This window comes from Flagellimonas sp. 389 (assembly GCF_018449435.1).
Classification (GTDB): Bacteria; Bacteroidota; Bacteroidia; order Flavobacteriales; family Flavobacteriaceae; genus Flagellimonas.
Genome location: NZ_JAHCMU010000024.1, coordinates 43,593 through 62,089 on the forward strand (window position 1 = coordinate 43,593; position 18,497 = coordinate 62,089).

Genomic DNA, 18,497 nt, shown 5'->3' on the forward strand with positions numbered 1-18,497 from the left:
TATTGAATTAACTTCTCCTTATTTCATTTAAAAAAATAGCGGTTGCAGTGGCAACATTTAAACTTTCGGTAGTGTTTTCCCCAAATTGAGGTATTGTAATTCTTTCCTTTATAATAGCGTTGATTTCCTCTGAAATTCCATTCCCTTCATTTCCCATAACCAAAATCCCTTTCGGTGGTAGCTGTTTAGTATAAATGGCTTCACCATCCATAAATGTTCCATATACAGGAAGCATTGTTTCATTTAAAAATTTGGGCAAATCCAAATAAGCAATCTCAACTCTTGCAATGGAACCCATAGTAGCTTGCAGCACTTTGGGATTGTAGCAATCCACTGTATCCAAAGAACATATGAGCTGCCTTATACCAAACCAGTCGCATAACCGAATAATAGTCCCTAAATTTCCTGGGTCACGAACAGTATCCAGAGCAACTGTCCAATCATCTGTATCAATCTGTCTGCCATCTGGAATATGGAACACGCCCAATATACCATTTGGATTGACCAAACTGCTCATCTGTTTTAAAACGGTTTTTGAAACCATCTCAACAGGCCCCAAGCTTTTTATATTTTGTGAATCTTCAGCAAATAACTTGAAAGGCTCAAAACCTGCGTCTAAAAGCTCGGTCACTGTCTTTGCCCCCTCAACTACGAACAATTTATGCTGACTTCGGTACTTTTTTTGCTGTAAGCTAGCAACTAGTTTAATTTGGTTTTTGGTAACCATCTAAATCGTGTATTTTTGGCTTCTATGAGGATTTTTTTTGGTCCATTGTGTAACTGGGCAAAAATAGGGTTATTGTTGTTTATGTTTACCGTCATTGGTTGTAATACCCTTAAAAAAGTTGGCGACGATGAACTGCTACTGACTAAAAACTCCATTTATGCCGATGAAGAAAAAGTTAGTGACGATGATATTAGAAGCCTTGTTGCGCAAAAGCCAAATAGCGATCTATTAGGCTATCCCCTACGATTGAACCTCTATAATCTTGCCAAGGAAAATCCCGATTCCTCTTTTCAAAATTGGCTGCACAGAAAAGAAAAACGGGAAAAAAGGTTAAACCGCCTACTTTCTAAAAAACAAGTAAACCGATTAATGGAATCCTTTGTTGTAAAAGGGGCCAGTGATTTTTTAAAAAGAATTGGAGAGCCTCCTGTTACCATAGATACATCCTTAACAAAAAAAACTACGGAACGTTTAGAGGCTTACTATGACAGTAAGGGATATTTCAATAACTCGGCAAGCTATGACATTGTCGAGGGAAAAAGGAAAAAAAGAGCCGAAGTTGATTATAAGATTTCCTTGGAAAAACCTTTTTTGATAGATACTATTATCAAAAATATTACATCTCCAGAACTGGATTCCATTTATCAAATAGCCCCAGAAGAATCGTTTGTTAAAAAAGGAGAACAATTTGATTTGGGAAACTTCAACTTGGAAAGGGAACGTTTGACCACACTTTTTAGAAACTCTGGTGTGTATAATTTTCAAGAAAGTTCCATCAATTATAATATTTTAAGGGATACTTCGCTGCTGGCGGACGATCAGTTAATGGATGTACAATTAAATATTCAGAAACCAAGAGGCGCAAATGATACGGACAGTACTGAGACCTACCGGGTTCATAGGCTCAAAAACATTAATATTTATGCCGACTATTTAATCGGTGGAGCGACAGATTCACTCAAGTTCACGACCTATGAGAACTACACCATATACTACGCTAATAAATTAAGATACAAACCTAAGGCATTGACCGATGCTGTTTTTTTTGAAAAAGATAGTGTTTATAGGGACTTGGATAGAATAAGAACTTACAGGCAGATTACGAATTTGAATACGTTCAAATATCCAAATATTGAGTTTATACCCGATTCTACGAAATCACAATTGACCACCAACATTTATCTGGCACCAAGACCCAAGTTTTCTTTGAGCTTTGATTTTGATGTAACCCATTCCAACATACAGCGAGTAGGGACTGCATTTAGTTCATCATTAACCTCAAGAAACGTTTTTGGAGGAGCAGAAACCCTAAGTATTTCGGCAAGGGGGTCCATTGGCCTATTGAGTGATGCCTCTTTATCAGATGAGACCTTTACTTCGGAACTGGGAGGAGATATCAACATCACTTTTCCAAGAATATGGTTTCCCTTAAAGACCAAAAAAATAATTCCCTACTACATGTTGCCCCAGAGCCGACTATCCGTAGGTACCAATTTTCAGAGAAACATTGGGTTGGACAAGCAATCCCTTAACTCGATTCTCTCTTACAATTGGTCGCCCACAAATAGTTTAAAGCACAACATAGAACTATTGAATGTAGAGTTTATACGAAATGTAAATCCAGATAACTTTTACAATGTATATCAAAATACCTTCAGTAACCTAGATGAAATAGCGGACGAGTTTCAAGATGACCCTCAATATGCCTCATTTTATGAAGAATCCAATGATATTAATGACCCACTGCAGCTTAGTATTCCAAATGGTGCAAATAGTTTTGTTGAAGCAGTATTGAACAATGAAATTCCCACCACTGCTGAACAGCTCAGTGAGGTAAATAGCATCGGTGAACGCCGACAAAGGTTAACCGAAAACAATTTAATCTTTGCCAGTAATTATTCCTTTACCAAAAACAGTAAAACTGATATAAATGATAATAATTTTTATCAATTAAGAGTAAAGCTTGAGAGTGCTGGCAACCTACTATCACTTTTGGAAGATATAGTCCCTTATAATAAAAATGATAATGACCAGCTCTTAGTTTTTGGCGTTCCGTTTTCCCAGTATTTTAAAACCGAATTCGACTTTATTAAACACTGGGATATTGATGACTCCAAGGTATTGGCCTTTAGAAGTTTCTTTGGTCTCGCGGTTCCATATGGAAACTCAGAAAGTATTCCTTTTTTAAGAAGTTATTTTGCTGGTGGCTCCAATGACAATAGAGCTTGGAATGCCTACGAACTAGGTCCGGGCAGTACAAGCAATATCAATGATTTTAATGAAGCAAATTTAAAGATTGCCTTTAATTTGGAATACCGTTTCCCTATAGCGGGAGATGTAAAAGGAGCATTATTTGCTGATGCCGGTAATATTTGGAACGTTTTTGATAACGAGGATAATCCAGATGCGGTTTTTACAGATGTTACATCTCTGGCCGATATTGCCTTGGGCACAGGTTTAGGCCTTCGTTATGACTTTACTTATTTTGTTTTTAGGTTAGATGTCGGGTTCAAAACCTACAATCCAGCAGAAGAATGGTCAAGACGTTGGTTCAAAGGTTATAACCTTGGGAATGCAGTCTATAATATAGGTATTAATTATCCTTTCTAGCGGAAATATTTTATTACTTTTGTAGCTTAATTTAACCCTAACTAACGAAAAAATTATGTCCCACAATATAAAGCCAGGCGTTGCCACCGGAGATGAGGTACAAGCAATTTTCAACCATGCCAAAGAAAATGGTTATGCCCTGCCCGCGGTCAATGTAATAGGCTCTAACACTATAAATTCCGTATTGGAAACCGCAGCGGAACTCAACTCTCCTGTAATAGTTCAATTTTCTAACGGAGGTGCGCAGTTCAATGCCGGTAAAGGATTATCCAACGAAAACCAAAGAGCAGCTGTTTTGGGAGCAGTTGCGGGAGCAAAACATGTTCATCAACTGGCAGAAGCTTATGGTGCAACAGTAATATTACATACCGATCATTGTGCTAAAAAATTACTGCCTTGGATTGATGGCCTTTTGGACGCCAGTGAAGCACATTATGCAGCAACGGGCAAGTCATTGTTCAGTTCCCATATGATTGATCTTTCCGAAGAGCCCATTGAGGAAAATATAGAAATCTGTAAAGGCTATTTGGAACGCATGAGCAAGATGGGTATGACCCTCGAAATTGAGCTTGGTGTAACAGGAGGTGAAGAAGATGGTGTTGATAATACAGATGTTGATGATTCCAAATTATATACCCAACCAGAAGAAGTAGCTTATGCGTATGAAGAGCTTTCAAAAGTAAGTCCAAGATTTACCGTAGCCGCAGCATTTGGAAATGTACATGGTGTTTACAAACCAGGGAATGTGAAACTGACACCAAAAATCCTTAAGAATTCACAAGAATTTATCTCCAATAAATATGGAGTAGCGCATAATCATATTGATTTTGTATTTCATGGCGGGTCAGGTTCAACGGTTGAAGAAATCCGTGAGGCCATTGGGTATGGCGTTATTAAAATGAATATCGATACCGACCTCCAATACGCATTCCTTTCAGGAGTTAGGGATTACGTTCAGGATAAGTCTGCATACCTTCAAGCACAAATAGGCAATCCAGATGGAGATGACCAACCTAATAAAAAGTTTTATGACCCAAGAGTATGGTTGCGCTCTGGGGAGCAGGCATTTGTTGCGCGCTTGAAAAAGGCATTTGAAGATTTAAATAACATAAACACCCTATAAGCTTCCGAAAAAGCCGTTTAACTTAAATTTGATTTTATGTCGTCTTGGTTTAAAAGAAAAGAAAAAGGAATACAAACAGCTACGGAGGAGAAAAAAGACACCCCAAAGGGGTTATGGTACAAATCCCCCACAGGAAAAATTGTTGAATCTGAAGATTTAGCCAAAAACTTCTATGTAAGCCCAGAAGATGATTACCATGTTCGCATTGGCAGTAAAGAATATTTTGAAATCCTTTTTGACAATAACAAATTTAGGGAACTTGATGAGAAATTATCATCCAAGGACCCTTTGAAATTTGTAGATACAAAAAAATATTCCGAACGTTTGAAAGCTGCACAGCAGAAAACAGGATTAAAAGATGCTATCAGAACTGCAGTGGGAAAATCCATGGGAAAAGAAATTGTTATTGCTTGCATGGATTTCAGCTTTATCGGAGGTTCTATGGGCAGTGTCGTTGGTGAAAAGATTGCTAGAGCCATTGATTATGCCAAAAAGAAAAAAGCTCCTTTTTTAATGATTTCAAAATCGGGTGGAGCCCGTATGATGGAAGCTGCTTTATCCCTTATGCAATTGGCAAAGACCTCTGCCAAATTAGCACAATTGGCCGAAGCCAAAGTACCTTACATTTCCTTATGTACAGATCCAACAACGGGAGGAACCACTGCTTCTTATGCTATGCTAGGAGATATTAATATTTCTGAACCTGGTGCATTGATAGGTTTTGCCGGGCCAAGGGTTGTAAAGGACACGGTGGGAAAAGATTTGCCAGATGGTTTCCAAACATCAGAGTTTGTAAAAGAACATGGATTTTTAGATTTTATAACCCATCGTAGGGATTTAAAAAAGAACGTCAATTTATATATTGATTTGATTCAGAACCTACCTGTGAGATCTTAGTTAAAAAGATGAGATTCTTTTCAATTCAGTTAACACTCATTTGTATTCTTTTTTTCTGTTGTTCGTCCAATAACAGTAATCCGGAATCAGAAGAAACTTCAAGCGATTCAACTAATGAAGACGTTGCACTTGTAACTGAAGTCAATGTTACTGGAAATGAAAATGACTACACATTCAGTGTCACCATTTCAAGTCCAGATAAAGGATGTAACCAATATGCAGATTGGTGGGAAGTTGTTGATTTGGATGGAAATCTAATTTATCGCAGAATTCTGGCCCATAGCCATGTAAACGAACAACCTTTTTCACGTTCTGGCAGTGCAGTTGCAATCCTAGATAATATAACGGTCTATGTACGGGCTCACATGAACAACTCAGGATATGGTAAAAATGTCATGAAGGGCTCGGTAAAAGAAGGGTTTAAAGAATTTGAACTTGGAATATTCGCCGAAGACTTAGATAAAATAGAGCCTCTTCCAACTGGTTGTGCTTTTTAAGATATAGCCGATTCGCTCTAATTTAATTTTAGAAAAATTATTTTAAAAAAAGACTTATCTTTGCACGCTGATTGAAAGACAATCGCATACATAAAAATCATTTAAATAAATATTGGAATGTATTTAACGAAAGAAGTAAAAGCCGACATCTTTAAGAAACACGGAGGCTCCGAGAACAACACAGGTTCCACAGAGGGTCAGGTGGCATTGTTTACACACCGCATCAACCATTTAACAACACATTTAAAAAGAAACCACAAGGACTACAATACAGAACGTTCTTTGGTAAAAATGGTAGGTAAAAGACGTGCTCTCTTAGATTACCTAAAGAAAAAAGATATTGAAAAATACCGTTCTTTGATTAAAGAACTAGGTATCAGAAAATAAAAAACTAGGGGAGGCTTTGGCTTCCCCTTTTATTTTGGCTAAACTTGTTTTAGCAATTGCAAAACCCTAATGTATTAGGTAAATACAAAAAGCTGCCTACAGTTTTTCATTGGTCAGTGCCAAAGGCACACACAACAACAACACAACCCGACCGTCCGGATGGCGGTAGACCAAATGTTTAATAACCCGTGCAAACTATGAACGGGTAAGATATTTTTTATGATTCCAAAAACTTTTAAAGAGGTCATAGACCTCGGTGACGGTAGAGAGATTTCTATCGAAACCGGAAAATTGGCAAAACAGGCCCATGGCTCTGTTGTTGTCCAATCTGGCAAGTGTATGTTATTATGTACAGTTGTATCCAACTACAAACAAGCAGATGTGGATTTTTTACCATTAACGGTAGATTACCGAGAAAAATTTGCTGCTGCTGGGCGTTATCCCGGCGGTTTTTTTAAGCGAGAAGCAAGACCAAGTGATGGTGAAGTATTGACCATGCGTTTGGTCGACCGTGTTCTTCGTCCACTTTTCCCAAAGGATTATCATTCTGAAACACAGGTGATGATTCAATTAATGTCGCACGATGAAGATGTAATGCCCGATGCAATGGCTGGTTTGGCCGCCTCTGCAGCTATTCAACTTTCAGATTTTCCATTTGAATGCGCAATTTCTGAAGCTAGAGTTGGTCGTGTAAATGGCGAATTTGTCATCAATCCAACCAGAGCACAGCTAAAAGAATCCGACATTGACATGATGATCGGTGCTTCTGCAGATTCTGTGATGATGGTTGAAGGAGAGATGGATGAAATCTCAGAAGAAGAAATGACAGAGGCCATCAAATTTGCACACGAAGCCATTAAAGTACAATGTGCTGCCCAAATACGATTGGCCGAGGCTTTTGGGAAGAAAGATGTTCGAGAGTATGATCCAGAGCGTGAAGATGAAGATCTTGCCAAAAAGGTATATGACCTTACGTATGATAAAGTTTATGCAGTTGCAAAAGCAGGTTCTGCCAAACATGAGCGTAGCGCTGCTTTTGATGCTATTAAAGAAGAAATAAAAGCCACATTTTCTGAAGAGGAATTGGAAGATTTTGGAGATTTAGTATCCAAATACTTCTACAAAGCGGAAAAAGCTGCCGTTAGGGATTTAACCCTCAACGAAGGACTTCGATTAGATGGTAGAAAAACGGATGAGATTCGACCAATTTGGTGCGAGATCGATTATTTACCTTCGGTTCACGGTTCTTCAATCTTTACAAGAGGAGAAACTCAGGCATTGGCTACGGTTACTTTAGGTACATCAAGAGAGGCCAATCAAATAGATATGCCATCTTATGAGGGCGAAGAAACTTTCTATCTACACTATAACTTCCCTCCTTTTTCAACTGGTGAAGCTAGACCAATTCGTGGTACATCCCGTAGAGAAGTAGGTCACGGAAACTTGGCACAACGCGCCTTAAAGGGAATGATTCCTGAAGATTGTCCATATACTGTAAGAGTTGTCTCCGAAGTATTGGAATCCAACGGTTCTTCTTCAATGGCAACAGTATGTTCTGGTACAATGGCTTTGATGGATGCCGGTGTTCAATTGAAAAAACCAGTCTCTGGTATAGCCATGGGATTGATTACTGATACCGATTCTGGAAAGTATGCGGTCCTATCCGATATTTTGGGTGATGAAGATCACTTAGGGGATATGGATTTTAAAGTAACCGGTACAGCTGATGGAATTACTGCTTGTCAAATGGACATCAAGGTAAAAGGACTTTCCTATGAAATTTTGGTCAAAGCCTTAATGCAAGCTAAAGATGGTAGACTGCATATCCTTGAAAAGTTGACAGATACTATTGAAGCACCAAGAGAAGATGTTAAGTCTTATGCCCCAAAAATTGTCACTAAAGTTATTCCAGGAGAATATATTGGTGCCGTAATTGGTTCTGGTGGAAAAGTGATTCAAGAATTGCAAAAAGAAACTAACACTACTATTGTAATCAACGAAGATCCTGACACTGAAGAAGGTATCGTGGAAATTTTGGGTACGGGACAAGAAGGCATTGATGCGGTTATCGCCAAAATAGAAGCCTTAATGTTCAAACCAGAAGTTGGTAGCGTTTACGAAGTTAAAGTTATCAAGATGCTAGACTTCGGTGCTGTAGTTGAGTATGTTGAAGCACCTGGTAATGAAGTGTTGCTTCATGTATCCGAACTAGCATGGGAACGTACCGAAAAAGTTTCCGACGTAGTCAATATGGGTGATGTTTTTGATGTGAAGTACTTTGGACTTGACCCAAGAACAAGAAAAGAAAAGGTTTCTAGAAAAGCTTTGCTTCCAAAACCTGAAGGCTATGTTGAACGTCCACCAAGAAATGATAAAGGTGACCGCAGAGGTGGTGGTGATCGTCGTGGTGGAAATCGTGATAGAAAACCAAGAAGGGACTAATCTACAGTAGTTTACTGATTACCTAAAAGCCTCAGGGATTTTTCTCTGAGGTTTTTTGTTTTACAAAAAAATCCAAATAAATTTTATCAAATTGTAACTTTTTACATTTTCCTACGTATAATCTAATGAGCTTCGGTTCACAAATAAAAAAAGAAGGGAAAATTTAGATGAGACAGTTAAAAATTACAAAACAGGTTACCAATAGGGAAACCGCTTCGTTGGACAAATATTTACAGGAAATTGGTAAAGTAGATTTAATCACTGCCGATGAAGAAGTAGAATTGGCACAGCGAATTAAAGCGGGAGACCAAGTAGCCTTGGAAAAATTAACTAAAGCCAACCTCAGGTTCGTGGTTTCTGTAGCAAAGCAATATCAAAACCAAGGACTAACACTTCCAGATTTAATTAATGAAGGAAACCTAGGTTTGATCAAGGCAGCACAACGTTTTGACGAGACCCGTGGATTTAAGTTTATATCCTATGCCGTTTGGTGGATTCGTCAATCCATACTTCAGGCATTGGCAGAGCAATCCCGTATTGTTAGGTTGCCGTTGAACAAGATTGGTTCTATCAATAAAATAAACAAAACTTTTGCTTTTCTAGAGCAAGCACACGAGCGTATCCCATCCGCAGAAGAAATTGCCAAAGAGTTGGATATGACCGTTGAGGACGTAAAGCAATCGTTAAAAAACTCGGGGCGTCACGTATCCATGGATGCGCCTCTTATTGACGGTGAGGATTCCAACTTATATGATGTATTACGTAGTGGAGAATCTCCAAACCCAGATAAAGATTTATTGCACGAGTCTTTGCGAACAGAGATTGAGCGCGCTTTAGAAACCTTAACACCAAGAGAAGCGGATGTTATTCGCTTGTATTTCGGATTGGCAGGACAGCATTCGATGACTTTGGAAGAAATTGGTGAGACTTTTGATCTAACAAGAGAACGAGTTCGTCAAATTAAGGAAAAAGCAATCAGAAGGCTAAAACACACTTCTAGAAGTAAAATATTAAAAACTTACTTGGGATAACCCTAATATTATCTCACAAATTACAGTTAAACAAACCTTAAATTTGTTTTTTGGCAAGAAAGTTGTAATTTGTAATCCTACAACAGTTTATCATGACTGTTCGTTTTTTGATTGATGAATAAACTCCGGCTGATTACCGGAGTTTTTTCATTTATAATATTTATTAAACACCTGTTTATCAGTATATTTAGATTATAATTGAAAGAACAGAAAGCATTAAATCCAATAGGTTTTTAATCTAATTTTCATGAAATGTTTTCTTTTAACCAAATACTTGAGCCATTTCCATTGACAAGTTGTATAAAAACTTTACACTCTAAAGTCGTTCTTGTTAAAGTTTTTCAAACTTCTGTCCAACCATCAATTTCTTGCGTACATAGTATAAGCGTTGCATAATAATTTAAAGATAAGGGATATGAGTTTTAACATAGAAGTACGATTTTTAGGAGGTTTGACCGAAAGTCAACAGACTATTTTTGATGATGCTGCCAAACGATGGGCAGAAATGATTACAGGAGATTTACAGCCCGTACAGCTTGCCAATGGTGATGTTATTGAGAATGTACGTATTGATGCGCAGGGCACTAATATAGATGGGACCTCTGGAATATTAGGTCAAGCAGGACCAACGCAACTAAGATCTGGGAGTTTTTTGCCTGCAACAGGAATCATGCGATTTGATACTGCCGATTTGGCACGTTTAGAAGCCGAAAATAGTTTAGAGGATGTTATTATTCATGAAATGGGTCATGTACTTGGTTTTGGTACACTTTGGTCATCACAGTTTTTAAACCTAATTTCAGGAGAAGGTTCAGAAGACCCAACGTTTACGGGAACAAACGCCATTCGGGAATATAGAACTTTGATTGGCGATGATAGTCTAGATTCGGTACCTGTTGCAAATACTGGTGGACAAGGAACAAGGGACGGGCACTGGAGAGAACGAACATTCGACAATGAGCTTATGACCGGTTTTATTAATGATGGAGTCAACCCCATAAGCAGAATGTCCATAGCTGCTTTCGAGGATATGGGATATACTGTAGCATATAGCTCCGCTGACGAGTATTCGTTACCAGACCCCACACAATTGACATTAAAGGAATTAAGTGAAAATAATCAATGTAAAATGTGTAGCCATACTATTTTAAGATGTGACCCTATCATACTACCGGAGACAGCTTTTATCAACTAACTTCTAATTCGTTTGGATTAATCAATAACGTTGCCGGCATTGCTCTATGGCTTTATCTAAATTGTTTATTTTTAGGAAGAATAATCAAATAAGCTATGGAGTTAAGCAATACCCTTCTTTTCTTTTTTAGCGCATTAGGGGCATTCAATGGCTTGGTTTTGAGCATGTATTTTATTTGGTTTGCCAAACCAAAACGTATTGCAACCAAGTTCTTGGGTTTTTTATTGTTGATGATGAGCGTTCGGATTGGAAAATCCGTTGTATTCTATTTTAAACCAGATTTGGCTTTCATCTATCTGCAATTAGGACTCTCAGCCTGTTTCTTTATCGGCCCTTTTCTTTTTTTTTATACAAAATCAGTAATAGAAGTCAATAGCCATATTGCCAAAACCTGGAAGTATCATATTTTAATTCTTTTACCACTAATTGGTATTGTAGGTTATTTGTATCCTTTTAAGACGAATATAGATCTTTGGAGGCCTTATATAATCTATAGCATATACACGCAATGGTTTATTTATATAGTTGCCTCTGGTTGGGTATTGAGGAACACTTTAAAAACCGTAATAAATAATCCAAGTAAAGCTAGCTCATTTGAAATATGGGTTTTAAGCGTTTTTGGAGGCAACATTATTATTTGTTCAGCATATTATTTTACAAGTTTTACACATTATTTAGCTGGTGCACTTACATTCTCCTTTCTTTTTTATTTACTCTCACTACTCCTATTTTTAAATCGAAAAAAGAATACTGTCTTTTTTATACAACCTCAAAAATATGTAGATAAAAAAATTGAAGCCTCGCAAGCGGAGAATCTATTTGAAAGGTTGGATACCCTTATGGCAGAAAATGAGCTCTACAAAAACGCCAACTTAAAATCTTCCGATGTTGCCCAAAAACTACAAATCTCCGTTCATCAATTATCCCAACTTTTAAATGATAATGCCGGAAAAAGCTTTCCCCTTTTCATAAATGAATATCGTATTGAAAAAGCTCTGCAGATGTTAACTGAGAGCGAGCACTTAACGCTGGAAAGCATTGGATACGAATGCGGATTTAATTCAAAATCAACATTTTACACTTCCTTTAAAAAAATAATGGGTACCACGCCCGCCAAGTACAAAGCGCAATTGCAGGGTTAACATTTATAAATCCGAACTCCTATTTTATAATGTAAAATCAGTTTTTGAAAAAGTGCGTGCAATTTGCTGAAAAATAAATCGGCAATGAAAAATACTTTTTTGTTCATCTACCTCTTAGCAGTTGTAATTGGTTGTAATTCAAAAGTTGCCAAAGAGGAAAAATCTTCAGACACAGAGGAGGTTCAAAATATAACCTTACAAAAGGATAGCATATTATTCATAGTGTCCAATCAACATACCTATGGGGATACCGATATAAACGCATCGAATCATTTTGCAGAAATAGTCTTGGCCTTCGATGTTCTAAAGAAGGAAGGATATGGTATAGATTTTCTGAGTCCGGAAGGAGGGGCAATTCCAATAGGCTACCTTAATACTTCGGACTCCATCCAAAAGAAATACCTGTATGACTTTGAATTTATGAAACTTTTGAAGCACACAAAAAAACCGAATGAAATAGAAGCTTCTGACTATGTGGCCGTTTATTATGGCGGTGGTGGAGCTGCCATGTTTGGTGTACCGGAGAACGAAGCAATTCAAAAAATTACATTGGAAATCTATGAGAAAAATAATGGAATAGTCTCTGCTATTTGCCACGGTACGGCAGGACTTGTAAATCTAAAAACCTCTGATGGAAAGTTCATTTATGAGGGAAAGAAAGTTAACGGTTTCCCCGATTCGTTCGAGAATATGGATGCTGCATACTACAAGCAATTTCCTTTTTCCATTGAGCAGATGATAAAAAAAAGAGGAGGTGATTTCATGTATTCTAAAGAAGGCTGGGATAATTATTCGATTGCTGATAGCAGATTGATCACTGGACAAGATCCTACAGCTACAGCATCCGTAGCCAAAAAAATAGTTAACGCTTTAAAAAACAATGTAAAATGAAAAAAGCCATCACAATAATCCTGTTATTAACAGGAATGTTTTTTACCTATTCCCAATCTGAGATTGAAGACATAAATAAGGTGCTATACGACTATATTGAAGGTACCGAAAACGGAGAGCCAGATAGATTACGAAGCGCTTTTGACAAAGATTTTAATCTGTATTTTATTAAAAATGACTCCCTCCAAATCTGGTCTGGAAAGCAATATATAGGCAATATTAAACCCGGCAAAAAAAGTAATCGAATTGGTAAAGTGCTCTCTATTGATTACGAAGGAAATGCTGCAGTGGCAAAAATTGAAATCTTAATGCCCGGTCCAAAACGAATTTATACCGATTATCTAATGTTACTGAAAATACAGGGCAAATGGAAAATAATACATAAGTCGTTCACTTTTAAAAACTATCCAGAATGAAGCTTCAAAAAACACTTAATATACTATTCTTTATCCTAAGCATAGTTACGGGGTCTGCACAACTGTCCTCAATAGACGAACAAAGCATTGACGGTATTTTCAATGAATGGGACAATCCCAACAAACCTGGAATGTCCGCAGGATTGATCTATGGAAACGAAATACAGTACTTAAAAGGTTTCGGAATTGCAGACATAGAAACCAATAGGGTTATCGACCCCAAAACCAAGTTTCAAATTGATCATCTATCCAGACAATTTACGGTGCTATCCATTCTTCTGCTAGAAAAAATGGAAAAGTTAAAGATGGATGACCCCATTCAAAAATACATACCTACGCTACCAAAGTACCAGCACGAACTTACCATTGGTCACTTGGTAAACCATTCCAGCGGCTTAAATGATTATGAAGTATTAAAATTACTTTTAGGCAAAGAAGAAGACGATGTTTTTACCCATAAGGATGCAATGCACCTGATAAGTACCCAAAAAACGCTAAACTTTAAACCCGGCAAAAAATTCTCATACCTAACTTCCAAAACAGAACTCACGCTCTTAGCTGAAGTTATTGCCAAAGCTTCGGGTGAATCGTTGACAGTCTTTTCCAAAAAGCACATCTTCGACCCTTTACAAATGAACAATAGCAAATTTGTTGAAGATTACAATAGCATTATACCCAATTTAGCGCATTCGTATCAAACCGATGGAGATACCCTCAAAAAAGAAGTATTGAATTTAAGTAATGCTGGCCCTACTAATTTATATACCTCAGCAGAAGATTTATTATTATGGTATAAAAAGCTTACACTGGCTATTGAAGAGCCTTCAATATTAAACAAAGCCATAAAACAATTGGACCAACTTGTTAAACTGGATAATGGCGCTACTTATAATTCATCTTGGGGACAAATGACTTTAGGTAGGTCCTTCTACCACTTGGAAAGAGGTCTGCCAGCATATTGGCAGTATGGTCTAGTAGGTGGTTACGGCACCAATGTATTCCGATTTCCAGAACAAGACCTTACCTCCTTTGTAATGGGCAACAACAACAGTTACAATGGAATGCCCGCCATGATGATGGCGATTCACTTTATCGAAGACAAATTTCCCGAACCGAGTGAAGTTGATCTGACTAAAATAAAATCCAGAAAAGTAACCACTTCAGAACTAAAGACCTATGAAGGACATTATTGGAATACAGAAAGAGCATTGGCAAGACGGTTTTTTACAGAAAATGACACTTTGGTTTATACAAGGCCTGGACAAGACCAAGGACTTGCCACGGTTCCATTAAAACAAAAAGGGAGTTTTCAACTAAAGGTAGAAAGTGATGATGTTATTATATTCTCCTTTTCCGAAGAAAATGGCGAACAGGTATATGATATCAAATCTGGTATAGGAGACCCCTACCGTTACAAAAAATATGAGCCTATCACGTATACAGCAGAAGAGTTGAACCATTTTAAAGGAAGTTTTTATAACGAGCAACTCAATAGTATTTATACCTTTAAAATTGAGGATGATGAGCTAGTCGTAAACGGACCCGAAGACAGTAAGGCTACATTTTTTCCAGTAGTGAAAAACGTTTTTAGAAGTAGTGCCATACAATTTGGGAGTATCATCTTTGAGCGAAATCAAAATGGAAATGTTACTGGGTTCTTAATCAGTACCGATGGCATTCAAAACTTGTTCTTTACTAAAATCAACAATAGCTAATAGCAAAGTTTAGAACTGAAGCCAATGCTTACCGAACCATTTCATTTCGCTACTTTTGCATGAGATTTACAAAAGAGCAGTATGAGTACAAAAATGGTGGCACCCTCCCTATTAGCGGCAGATTTTGCCAACTTGCAACGTGATGTGGAAATGGTGAACCAAAGCGAAGCGGATTGGTTTCACTTGGATATTATGGATGGTGTTTTTGTACCCAACATTTCTTTTGGTATGCCCGTTCTGCAGGCAATATCCAAACATGCAAAAAAAACTTTGGATGTTCATTTAATGATTGTTGACCCTGATAGGTATATCAAAACATTCGCTGATTTAGGTGCTAGCAATTTAACGGTACATTACGAAGCTTGCAATCATTTGCACAGAACTTTACAGGCCATAAAGGATAAGGGAATGAAGGCCGGTGTGGCATTGAATCCCCATACTTCAATCAACTTGTTGGAAGATACCATTCAAGATATAGATTTGGTTTGTATGATGAGTGTAAATCCTGGTTTTGGTGGACAATCCTTTATTGAAAACACCTACCAAAAGGTCAGTGATCTAAAAAATCTTATCGAAAAGAAAAATTCTGAGGCACTTATTGAAATTGATGGGGGAGTAAATGCGACCAATGCTAAAAAATTGGTCGATGCGGGTGCCGATGTTCTTGTAGCAGGCAGTTTTGTATTCAAGAGCGATACTCCAAAAGAGACCATTAAAAACCTTAAAGAGATTATTGGTTAATGCGGATATTTGATGTAGTCGTTATTGGTGGTGGCCCCATTGGAATAGCATGTGGACTTGAGGCAAAAAAACAAGGACTATCCTATGTGATACTGGAAAAAGGACCAATCGTAAACTCGCTTTTTCACTATCCTATAAATATGCAGTTTTTTTCTTCTTCGGAAAAATTGGAGATTGATGAAATTCCGTTTATCAGCAAAGAAGCTAAACCCAAACGAAATGAAGCTTTAGAGTACTACAGGAGAATTGTGACGTCAAACCAATTGGAAATCAAATTGTTTGAAAAAGTAACGAGCGTTGTTAAAGAAGGTACTGTCTTTCAAGTAGAAACTGATAAGAACAAATACACTGCAAAAAATGTTGTTGTAGCAACTGGCTTTTATGATTTGCCCAATAAAATCAATGCGCCCGGAGAAGACCTACCAAAAGTTTCCCATTATTACAAAGACCCACATTTTTATGCAAGTCAAAAATTAGCGGTGATAGGGGCAAGTAATTCTGCCATAGATGCTGCTTTGGAATGCTGGCGCAAAGGGGCCGAGGTCACTTTGATCATTCGTGGTCCGGAAGTTGGCCAACGGGTGAAGTATTGGGTAAGGCCAGATATTATCAATAGAATTAAAGAAGGAAGCATTACAGCGCATTACAATACTACAGTCAAAGAAATAAAAACTACCGAAATCATTCTCAATACACCGGATGGTACCTTGGCACTCGAAAATGATTTTGTGCTTGCCCTTACAGGATATATGCCCAATTTTGAATTCCTGGAAAAACTGGGAATTGAATTATCAAAAGACGAAAAACGACTGCCCCAATACAATCCTGATACCATGGAAACCAACGTAGAAGGGCTTTTTTTAGCTGGGGTAATCTGTGGAGGCATGGAAACCCACAAATGGTTTATTGAAAACTCTAGGATTCATGCGCCCATCATTATAAGATCCATTAAGAATAAATTATAAACAAAAGCCCAAGTTCCAATGAAACTTGGGCTCTTCACAACTAAAAAACTAAATCATCAATCGAAAGACGGTTTATAAAAACCATCTAACCTTCTTAAATAGTTAGATGAGTTACACGAAAAAAACTTGCGCTTAAATTCAAATAAAATTTGAAAACTTCTTACATAAGATTTTTGAAGGAATCGAACCGATAGTCCATACATTTTTTCAAAATTCATCTATCATGAGGAGGTGGAGGTCTATTTGGGCCATGCTGCAAAGCTTTCGACAAAATAGCTTCAAGCTTACTTTGCTGTCCTTCATTACAGACTTTTTTTATTTCCTTGAAGTAATTAAAAATCTCTATTTCTTTTTCTTTGCTCAACGCCCCTATTAAAATTGAGACCGAATCCAATTTTTTATCTGTAAAAGTAGAATCTCCCAATCCCAAAAAAAGATATTTTTTCAAATCTTTGGAACGGCCGTCCATACCCCTCATTCTACTCTGGTGTTCGGAATCTATTTTGTTGAATTTCTGTTGTTGAATTTCGTCAAACCCAAGTTGATGGCTTATAAAACTTCTTGGCGGTCTTTTTTGTCTTTCTGGTTTTTTTAGCACAAGGAACAGTAGGATACCGTTCATGACCACCAAAAAAATCAACAAAATAGTTATGGCAGTATTGTTCTTCATAGAAATCAGTTTAAAATGAATTCGCTGTCCGTGTCCGAAAACCCATAAGTTTCCGCAAAGGTTTGTAAATCTTGTTTTTCATTGGATGAAAGATAAGTGTATAGCACTGCAAGGTTCAAAACAGCGAAAAGCAATAATGTGGCAATCTGGTACTTTGGTGCAAACCAACCAAAAAAATCTATTTTCTTCTCTTTCTGATCTATCTGGGACAATTTGTTCAATACCTTATCCTTAAAGAAAGGAGAGGTATTCACCATTTCCATTTTAGATGCAGACTCAATAAGTTCATCTATAAATTCTGAAGTATTTTTTTTATCATCCATCATTTTTAGTAACGTTCTATTATTTAGATGTGTTTTTTATTTCAACCTTGCGCTTAAGATTCATTTTTATAATATTCTGTTAAAATCTTTCGTAAATTCTTTCTCGCCCTAAATAACAATGACTCGATCGAGGACACGCTTTTTTCTGTAATTTCACTCACTTCCTTATAACTCATCTCGTCTATTTTATGTAAAGTAAAAACCACTTTTTGTGCTTCTGGTAATTTACTTATTGCTTTAAACAAAAGCTCGCTCTTCTCCTTGTTTTCCAATTGTACACCTGGATGATTGTACTCGGTAAAATAGGAAGATTTGTCAATGGGGGTTATGTTTCCGGTTATGGATTGCATAAATCCAAAACGCTTTTTCGTTTTCCTTTTACGTATGAATTCCAAGCTTTTGTTTACACAGATTCGATAAATCCATGTAGACAGTTTGGAGTCACCCTTAAACTTTTTAATGGAATTATAAACCTCAACAAAAACTTCTTGGGCAATGTCTTCAGCATCTTCTTTATTGGGAACAAAAGAGAGACACGTATTAAAAACCATGCCTTGATATTCATCCAACAAGCGGGCATATGCAGATTGTTTCTGTTCTTTAAGATTTTCTAAAAATTGCTTGTTCTCCAATAAATATCAGGTTAATTTGTAGCCTTACCTGTTTTAGGACGTTGCTAAATTCATAAAATTATGATCAATGTTCATCGTTTGGGGGAAGAATTC

The 18,497-nt window shown here is 37.2% G+C and carries 18 protein-coding genes; 14 read left to right on the forward strand and 4 right to left on the reverse strand.

Features of this window, described 5'->3' with window-relative positions:
* Positions 1–7: 7 nt before the first annotated feature.
* The gene (locus KIM67_RS17650; RefSeq protein ID WP_213832880.1) at positions 8–727 is read right to left on the reverse strand and encodes an RNA methyltransferase; all 720 of its coding nucleotides are present in this window, start codon (positions 725–727) and stop codon (positions 8–10) included.
* Between the two features lie 81 nt (positions 728–808).
* On the opposite strand from KIM67_RS17650, the gene KIM67_RS17655 reads away from it, so the two are divergent.
* From KIM67_RS17655 to KIM67_RS17720, 14 genes are all read left to right on the forward strand, one after another.
* The gene (locus KIM67_RS17655; RefSeq protein WP_250149313.1) at positions 809–3,337 is read left to right on the forward strand and encodes a BamA/TamA family outer membrane protein; all 2,529 of its coding nucleotides are present in this window, start codon (positions 809–811) and stop codon (positions 3,335–3,337) included.
* A gap of 55 nt (positions 3,338–3,392) precedes the next feature.
* Positions 3,393–4,460: a class II fructose-bisphosphate aldolase gene (gene fbaA / locus KIM67_RS17660; RefSeq protein ID WP_213832882.1), complete on the forward strand. Its 1,068-nt coding sequence runs from the start codon at positions 3,393–3,395 to the stop codon at positions 4,458–4,460.
* A 36-nt stretch (positions 4,461–4,496) separates the two neighbouring features.
* Positions 4,497–5,357: an acetyl-CoA carboxylase, carboxyltransferase subunit beta gene (accD, locus tag KIM67_RS17665; protein ID WP_213832883.1), complete on the forward strand. Its 861-nt coding sequence runs from the start codon at positions 4,497–4,499 to the stop codon at positions 5,355–5,357.
* A gap of 8 nt (positions 5,358–5,365) precedes the next feature.
* The gene (locus tag KIM67_RS17670; protein ID WP_213832884.1) at positions 5,366–5,854 is read left to right on the forward strand and encodes a hypothetical protein; all 489 of its coding nucleotides are present in this window, start codon (positions 5,366–5,368) and stop codon (positions 5,852–5,854) included.
* 117 nt (positions 5,855–5,971) lie between these two features.
* On the forward strand, positions 5,972–6,241 hold the full coding sequence (rpsO, locus tag KIM67_RS17675; RefSeq protein WP_213832885.1) for a 30S ribosomal protein S15: 270 nt from the start codon (positions 5,972–5,974) through the stop codon (positions 6,239–6,241).
* Between the two features lie 219 nt (positions 6,242–6,460).
* The gene (locus KIM67_RS17680; protein WP_213832886.1) at positions 6,461–8,683 is read left to right on the forward strand and encodes a polyribonucleotide nucleotidyltransferase; all 2,223 of its coding nucleotides are present in this window, start codon (positions 6,461–6,463) and stop codon (positions 8,681–8,683) included.
* 167 nt (positions 8,684–8,850) lie between these two features.
* Positions 8,851–9,714, forward strand: coding sequence for an RNA polymerase sigma factor RpoD/SigA (locus KIM67_RS17685; protein ID WP_097046264.1), 864 nt, complete (start codon positions 8,851–8,853; stop codon positions 9,712–9,714).
* A gap of 415 nt (positions 9,715–10,129) precedes the next feature.
* Positions 10,130–10,909 (forward strand): leishmanolysin-related zinc metalloendopeptidase, encoded by a 780-nt coding sequence (locus tag KIM67_RS17690; RefSeq protein ID WP_213832887.1) that lies wholly within the window; start codon positions 10,130–10,132, stop codon positions 10,907–10,909.
* A gap of 95 nt (positions 10,910–11,004) precedes the next feature.
* Positions 11,005–12,051, forward strand: a complete 1,047-nt coding sequence (locus KIM67_RS17695; protein ID WP_213832888.1) for an AraC family transcriptional regulator — start codon at positions 11,005–11,007, stop codon at positions 12,049–12,051.
* Positions 12,052–12,135: 84 nt separating this feature from the next.
* Positions 12,136–12,942, forward strand: a complete 807-nt coding sequence (locus KIM67_RS17700) for a type 1 glutamine amidotransferase domain-containing protein (RefSeq protein WP_213832889.1) — start codon at positions 12,136–12,138, stop codon at positions 12,940–12,942.
* Positions 12,939–13,358 carry a nuclear transport factor 2 family protein gene (locus KIM67_RS17705; protein WP_250149314.1) on the forward strand — a complete coding sequence of 140 codons (420 nt, stop codon included), beginning with the start codon at positions 12,939–12,941 and terminating at the stop codon, positions 13,356–13,358. Before KIM67_RS17700 ends, KIM67_RS17705 begins: the two co-directional genes overlap by 4 nt.
* Positions 13,355–15,073, forward strand: coding sequence for a serine hydrolase (locus tag KIM67_RS17710; RefSeq protein WP_213832890.1), 1,719 nt, complete (start codon positions 13,355–13,357; stop codon positions 15,071–15,073). Before KIM67_RS17705 ends, KIM67_RS17710 begins: the two co-directional genes overlap by 4 nt.
* A gap of 81 nt (positions 15,074–15,154) precedes the next feature.
* Complete coding sequence (gene rpe / locus KIM67_RS17715) at positions 15,155–15,814, forward strand: ribulose-phosphate 3-epimerase (protein WP_213832891.1); 660 nt, start codon at positions 15,155–15,157, stop codon at positions 15,812–15,814.
* Entirely contained in the window at positions 15,814–16,779 is a 966-nt protein-coding gene (locus tag KIM67_RS17720; protein WP_213832892.1) for a YpdA family putative bacillithiol disulfide reductase, read from the forward strand. Before rpe ends, KIM67_RS17720 begins: the two co-directional genes overlap by 1 nt.
* A gap of 214 nt (positions 16,780–16,993) precedes the next feature.
* Here the strand turns inward: KIM67_RS17720 and KIM67_RS17725 are convergent, their stop codons facing one another.
* The 3 genes from KIM67_RS17725 to KIM67_RS17735 are packed head-to-tail and all read right to left on the reverse strand — an operon-like array spanning position 16,994 to position 18,404.
* A complete protein-coding gene (locus tag KIM67_RS17725) occupies positions 16,994–17,449 on the reverse strand; it encodes a hypothetical protein (protein WP_213832893.1) in 456 nt (151 codons plus the stop codon).
* A gap of 5 nt (positions 17,450–17,454) precedes the next feature.
* Positions 17,455–17,775: a hypothetical protein gene (locus tag KIM67_RS17730; RefSeq protein WP_213832894.1), complete on the reverse strand. Its 321-nt coding sequence runs from the start codon at positions 17,773–17,775 to the stop codon at positions 17,455–17,457.
* 50 nt (positions 17,776–17,825) lie between these two features.
* Positions 17,826–18,404 (reverse strand): RNA polymerase sigma factor, encoded by a 579-nt coding sequence (locus KIM67_RS17735; protein WP_213832895.1) that lies wholly within the window; start codon positions 18,402–18,404, stop codon positions 17,826–17,828.
* Positions 18,405–18,497 lie beyond the last annotated feature (93 nt).

Excerpts from the sequence above, each read along its gene's own strand:
- KIM67_RS17650 (WP_213832880.1), bottom strand. The coding sequence starts at position 727 with ATGGTTACCAAAAACCAAATTAAACTAGTTGCTAGCTTACAGCAAAAA.
- KIM67_RS17655 (WP_250149313.1), top strand. The coding sequence starts at position 809 with ATGTTTACCGTCATTGGTTGTAATACCCTTAAAAAAGTTGGCGACGAT.
- fbaA (WP_213832882.1), top strand. The coding sequence starts at position 3,393 with ATGTCCCACAATATAAAGCCAGGCGTTGCCACCGGAGATGAGGTACAA.
- accD (WP_213832883.1), top strand. The coding sequence starts at position 4,497 with ATGTCGTCTTGGTTTAAAAGAAAAGAAAAAGGAATACAAACAGCTACG.
- KIM67_RS17670 (WP_213832884.1), top strand. The coding sequence starts at position 5,366 with ATGAGATTCTTTTCAATTCAGTTAACACTCATTTGTATTCTTTTTTTC.
- rpsO (WP_213832885.1), top strand. The coding sequence starts at position 5,972 with ATGTATTTAACGAAAGAAGTAAAAGCCGACATCTTTAAGAAACACGGA.
- KIM67_RS17680 (WP_213832886.1), top strand. The coding sequence starts at position 6,461 with ATGATTCCAAAAACTTTTAAAGAGGTCATAGACCTCGGTGACGGTAGA.
- KIM67_RS17685 (WP_097046264.1), top strand. The coding sequence starts at position 8,851 with ATGAGACAGTTAAAAATTACAAAACAGGTTACCAATAGGGAAACCGCT.
- KIM67_RS17690 (WP_213832887.1), top strand. The coding sequence starts at position 10,130 with ATGAGTTTTAACATAGAAGTACGATTTTTAGGAGGTTTGACCGAAAGT.
- KIM67_RS17695 (WP_213832888.1), top strand. The coding sequence starts at position 11,005 with ATGGAGTTAAGCAATACCCTTCTTTTCTTTTTTAGCGCATTAGGGGCA.
- KIM67_RS17700 (WP_213832889.1), top strand. The coding sequence starts at position 12,136 with ATGAAAAATACTTTTTTGTTCATCTACCTCTTAGCAGTTGTAATTGGT.
- KIM67_RS17705 (WP_250149314.1), top strand. The coding sequence starts at position 12,939 with ATGAAAAAAGCCATCACAATAATCCTGTTATTAACAGGAATGTTTTTT.
- KIM67_RS17710 (WP_213832890.1), top strand. The coding sequence starts at position 13,355 with ATGAAGCTTCAAAAAACACTTAATATACTATTCTTTATCCTAAGCATA.
- rpe (WP_213832891.1), top strand. The coding sequence starts at position 15,155 with ATGAGTACAAAAATGGTGGCACCCTCCCTATTAGCGGCAGATTTTGCC.
- KIM67_RS17720 (WP_213832892.1), top strand. The coding sequence starts at position 15,814 with ATGCGGATATTTGATGTAGTCGTTATTGGTGGTGGCCCCATTGGAATA.
- KIM67_RS17725 (WP_213832893.1), bottom strand. The coding sequence starts at position 17,449 with ATGAAGAACAATACTGCCATAACTATTTTGTTGATTTTTTTGGTGGTC.
- KIM67_RS17730 (WP_213832894.1), bottom strand. The coding sequence starts at position 17,775 with ATGATGGATGATAAAAAAAATACTTCAGAATTTATAGATGAACTTATT.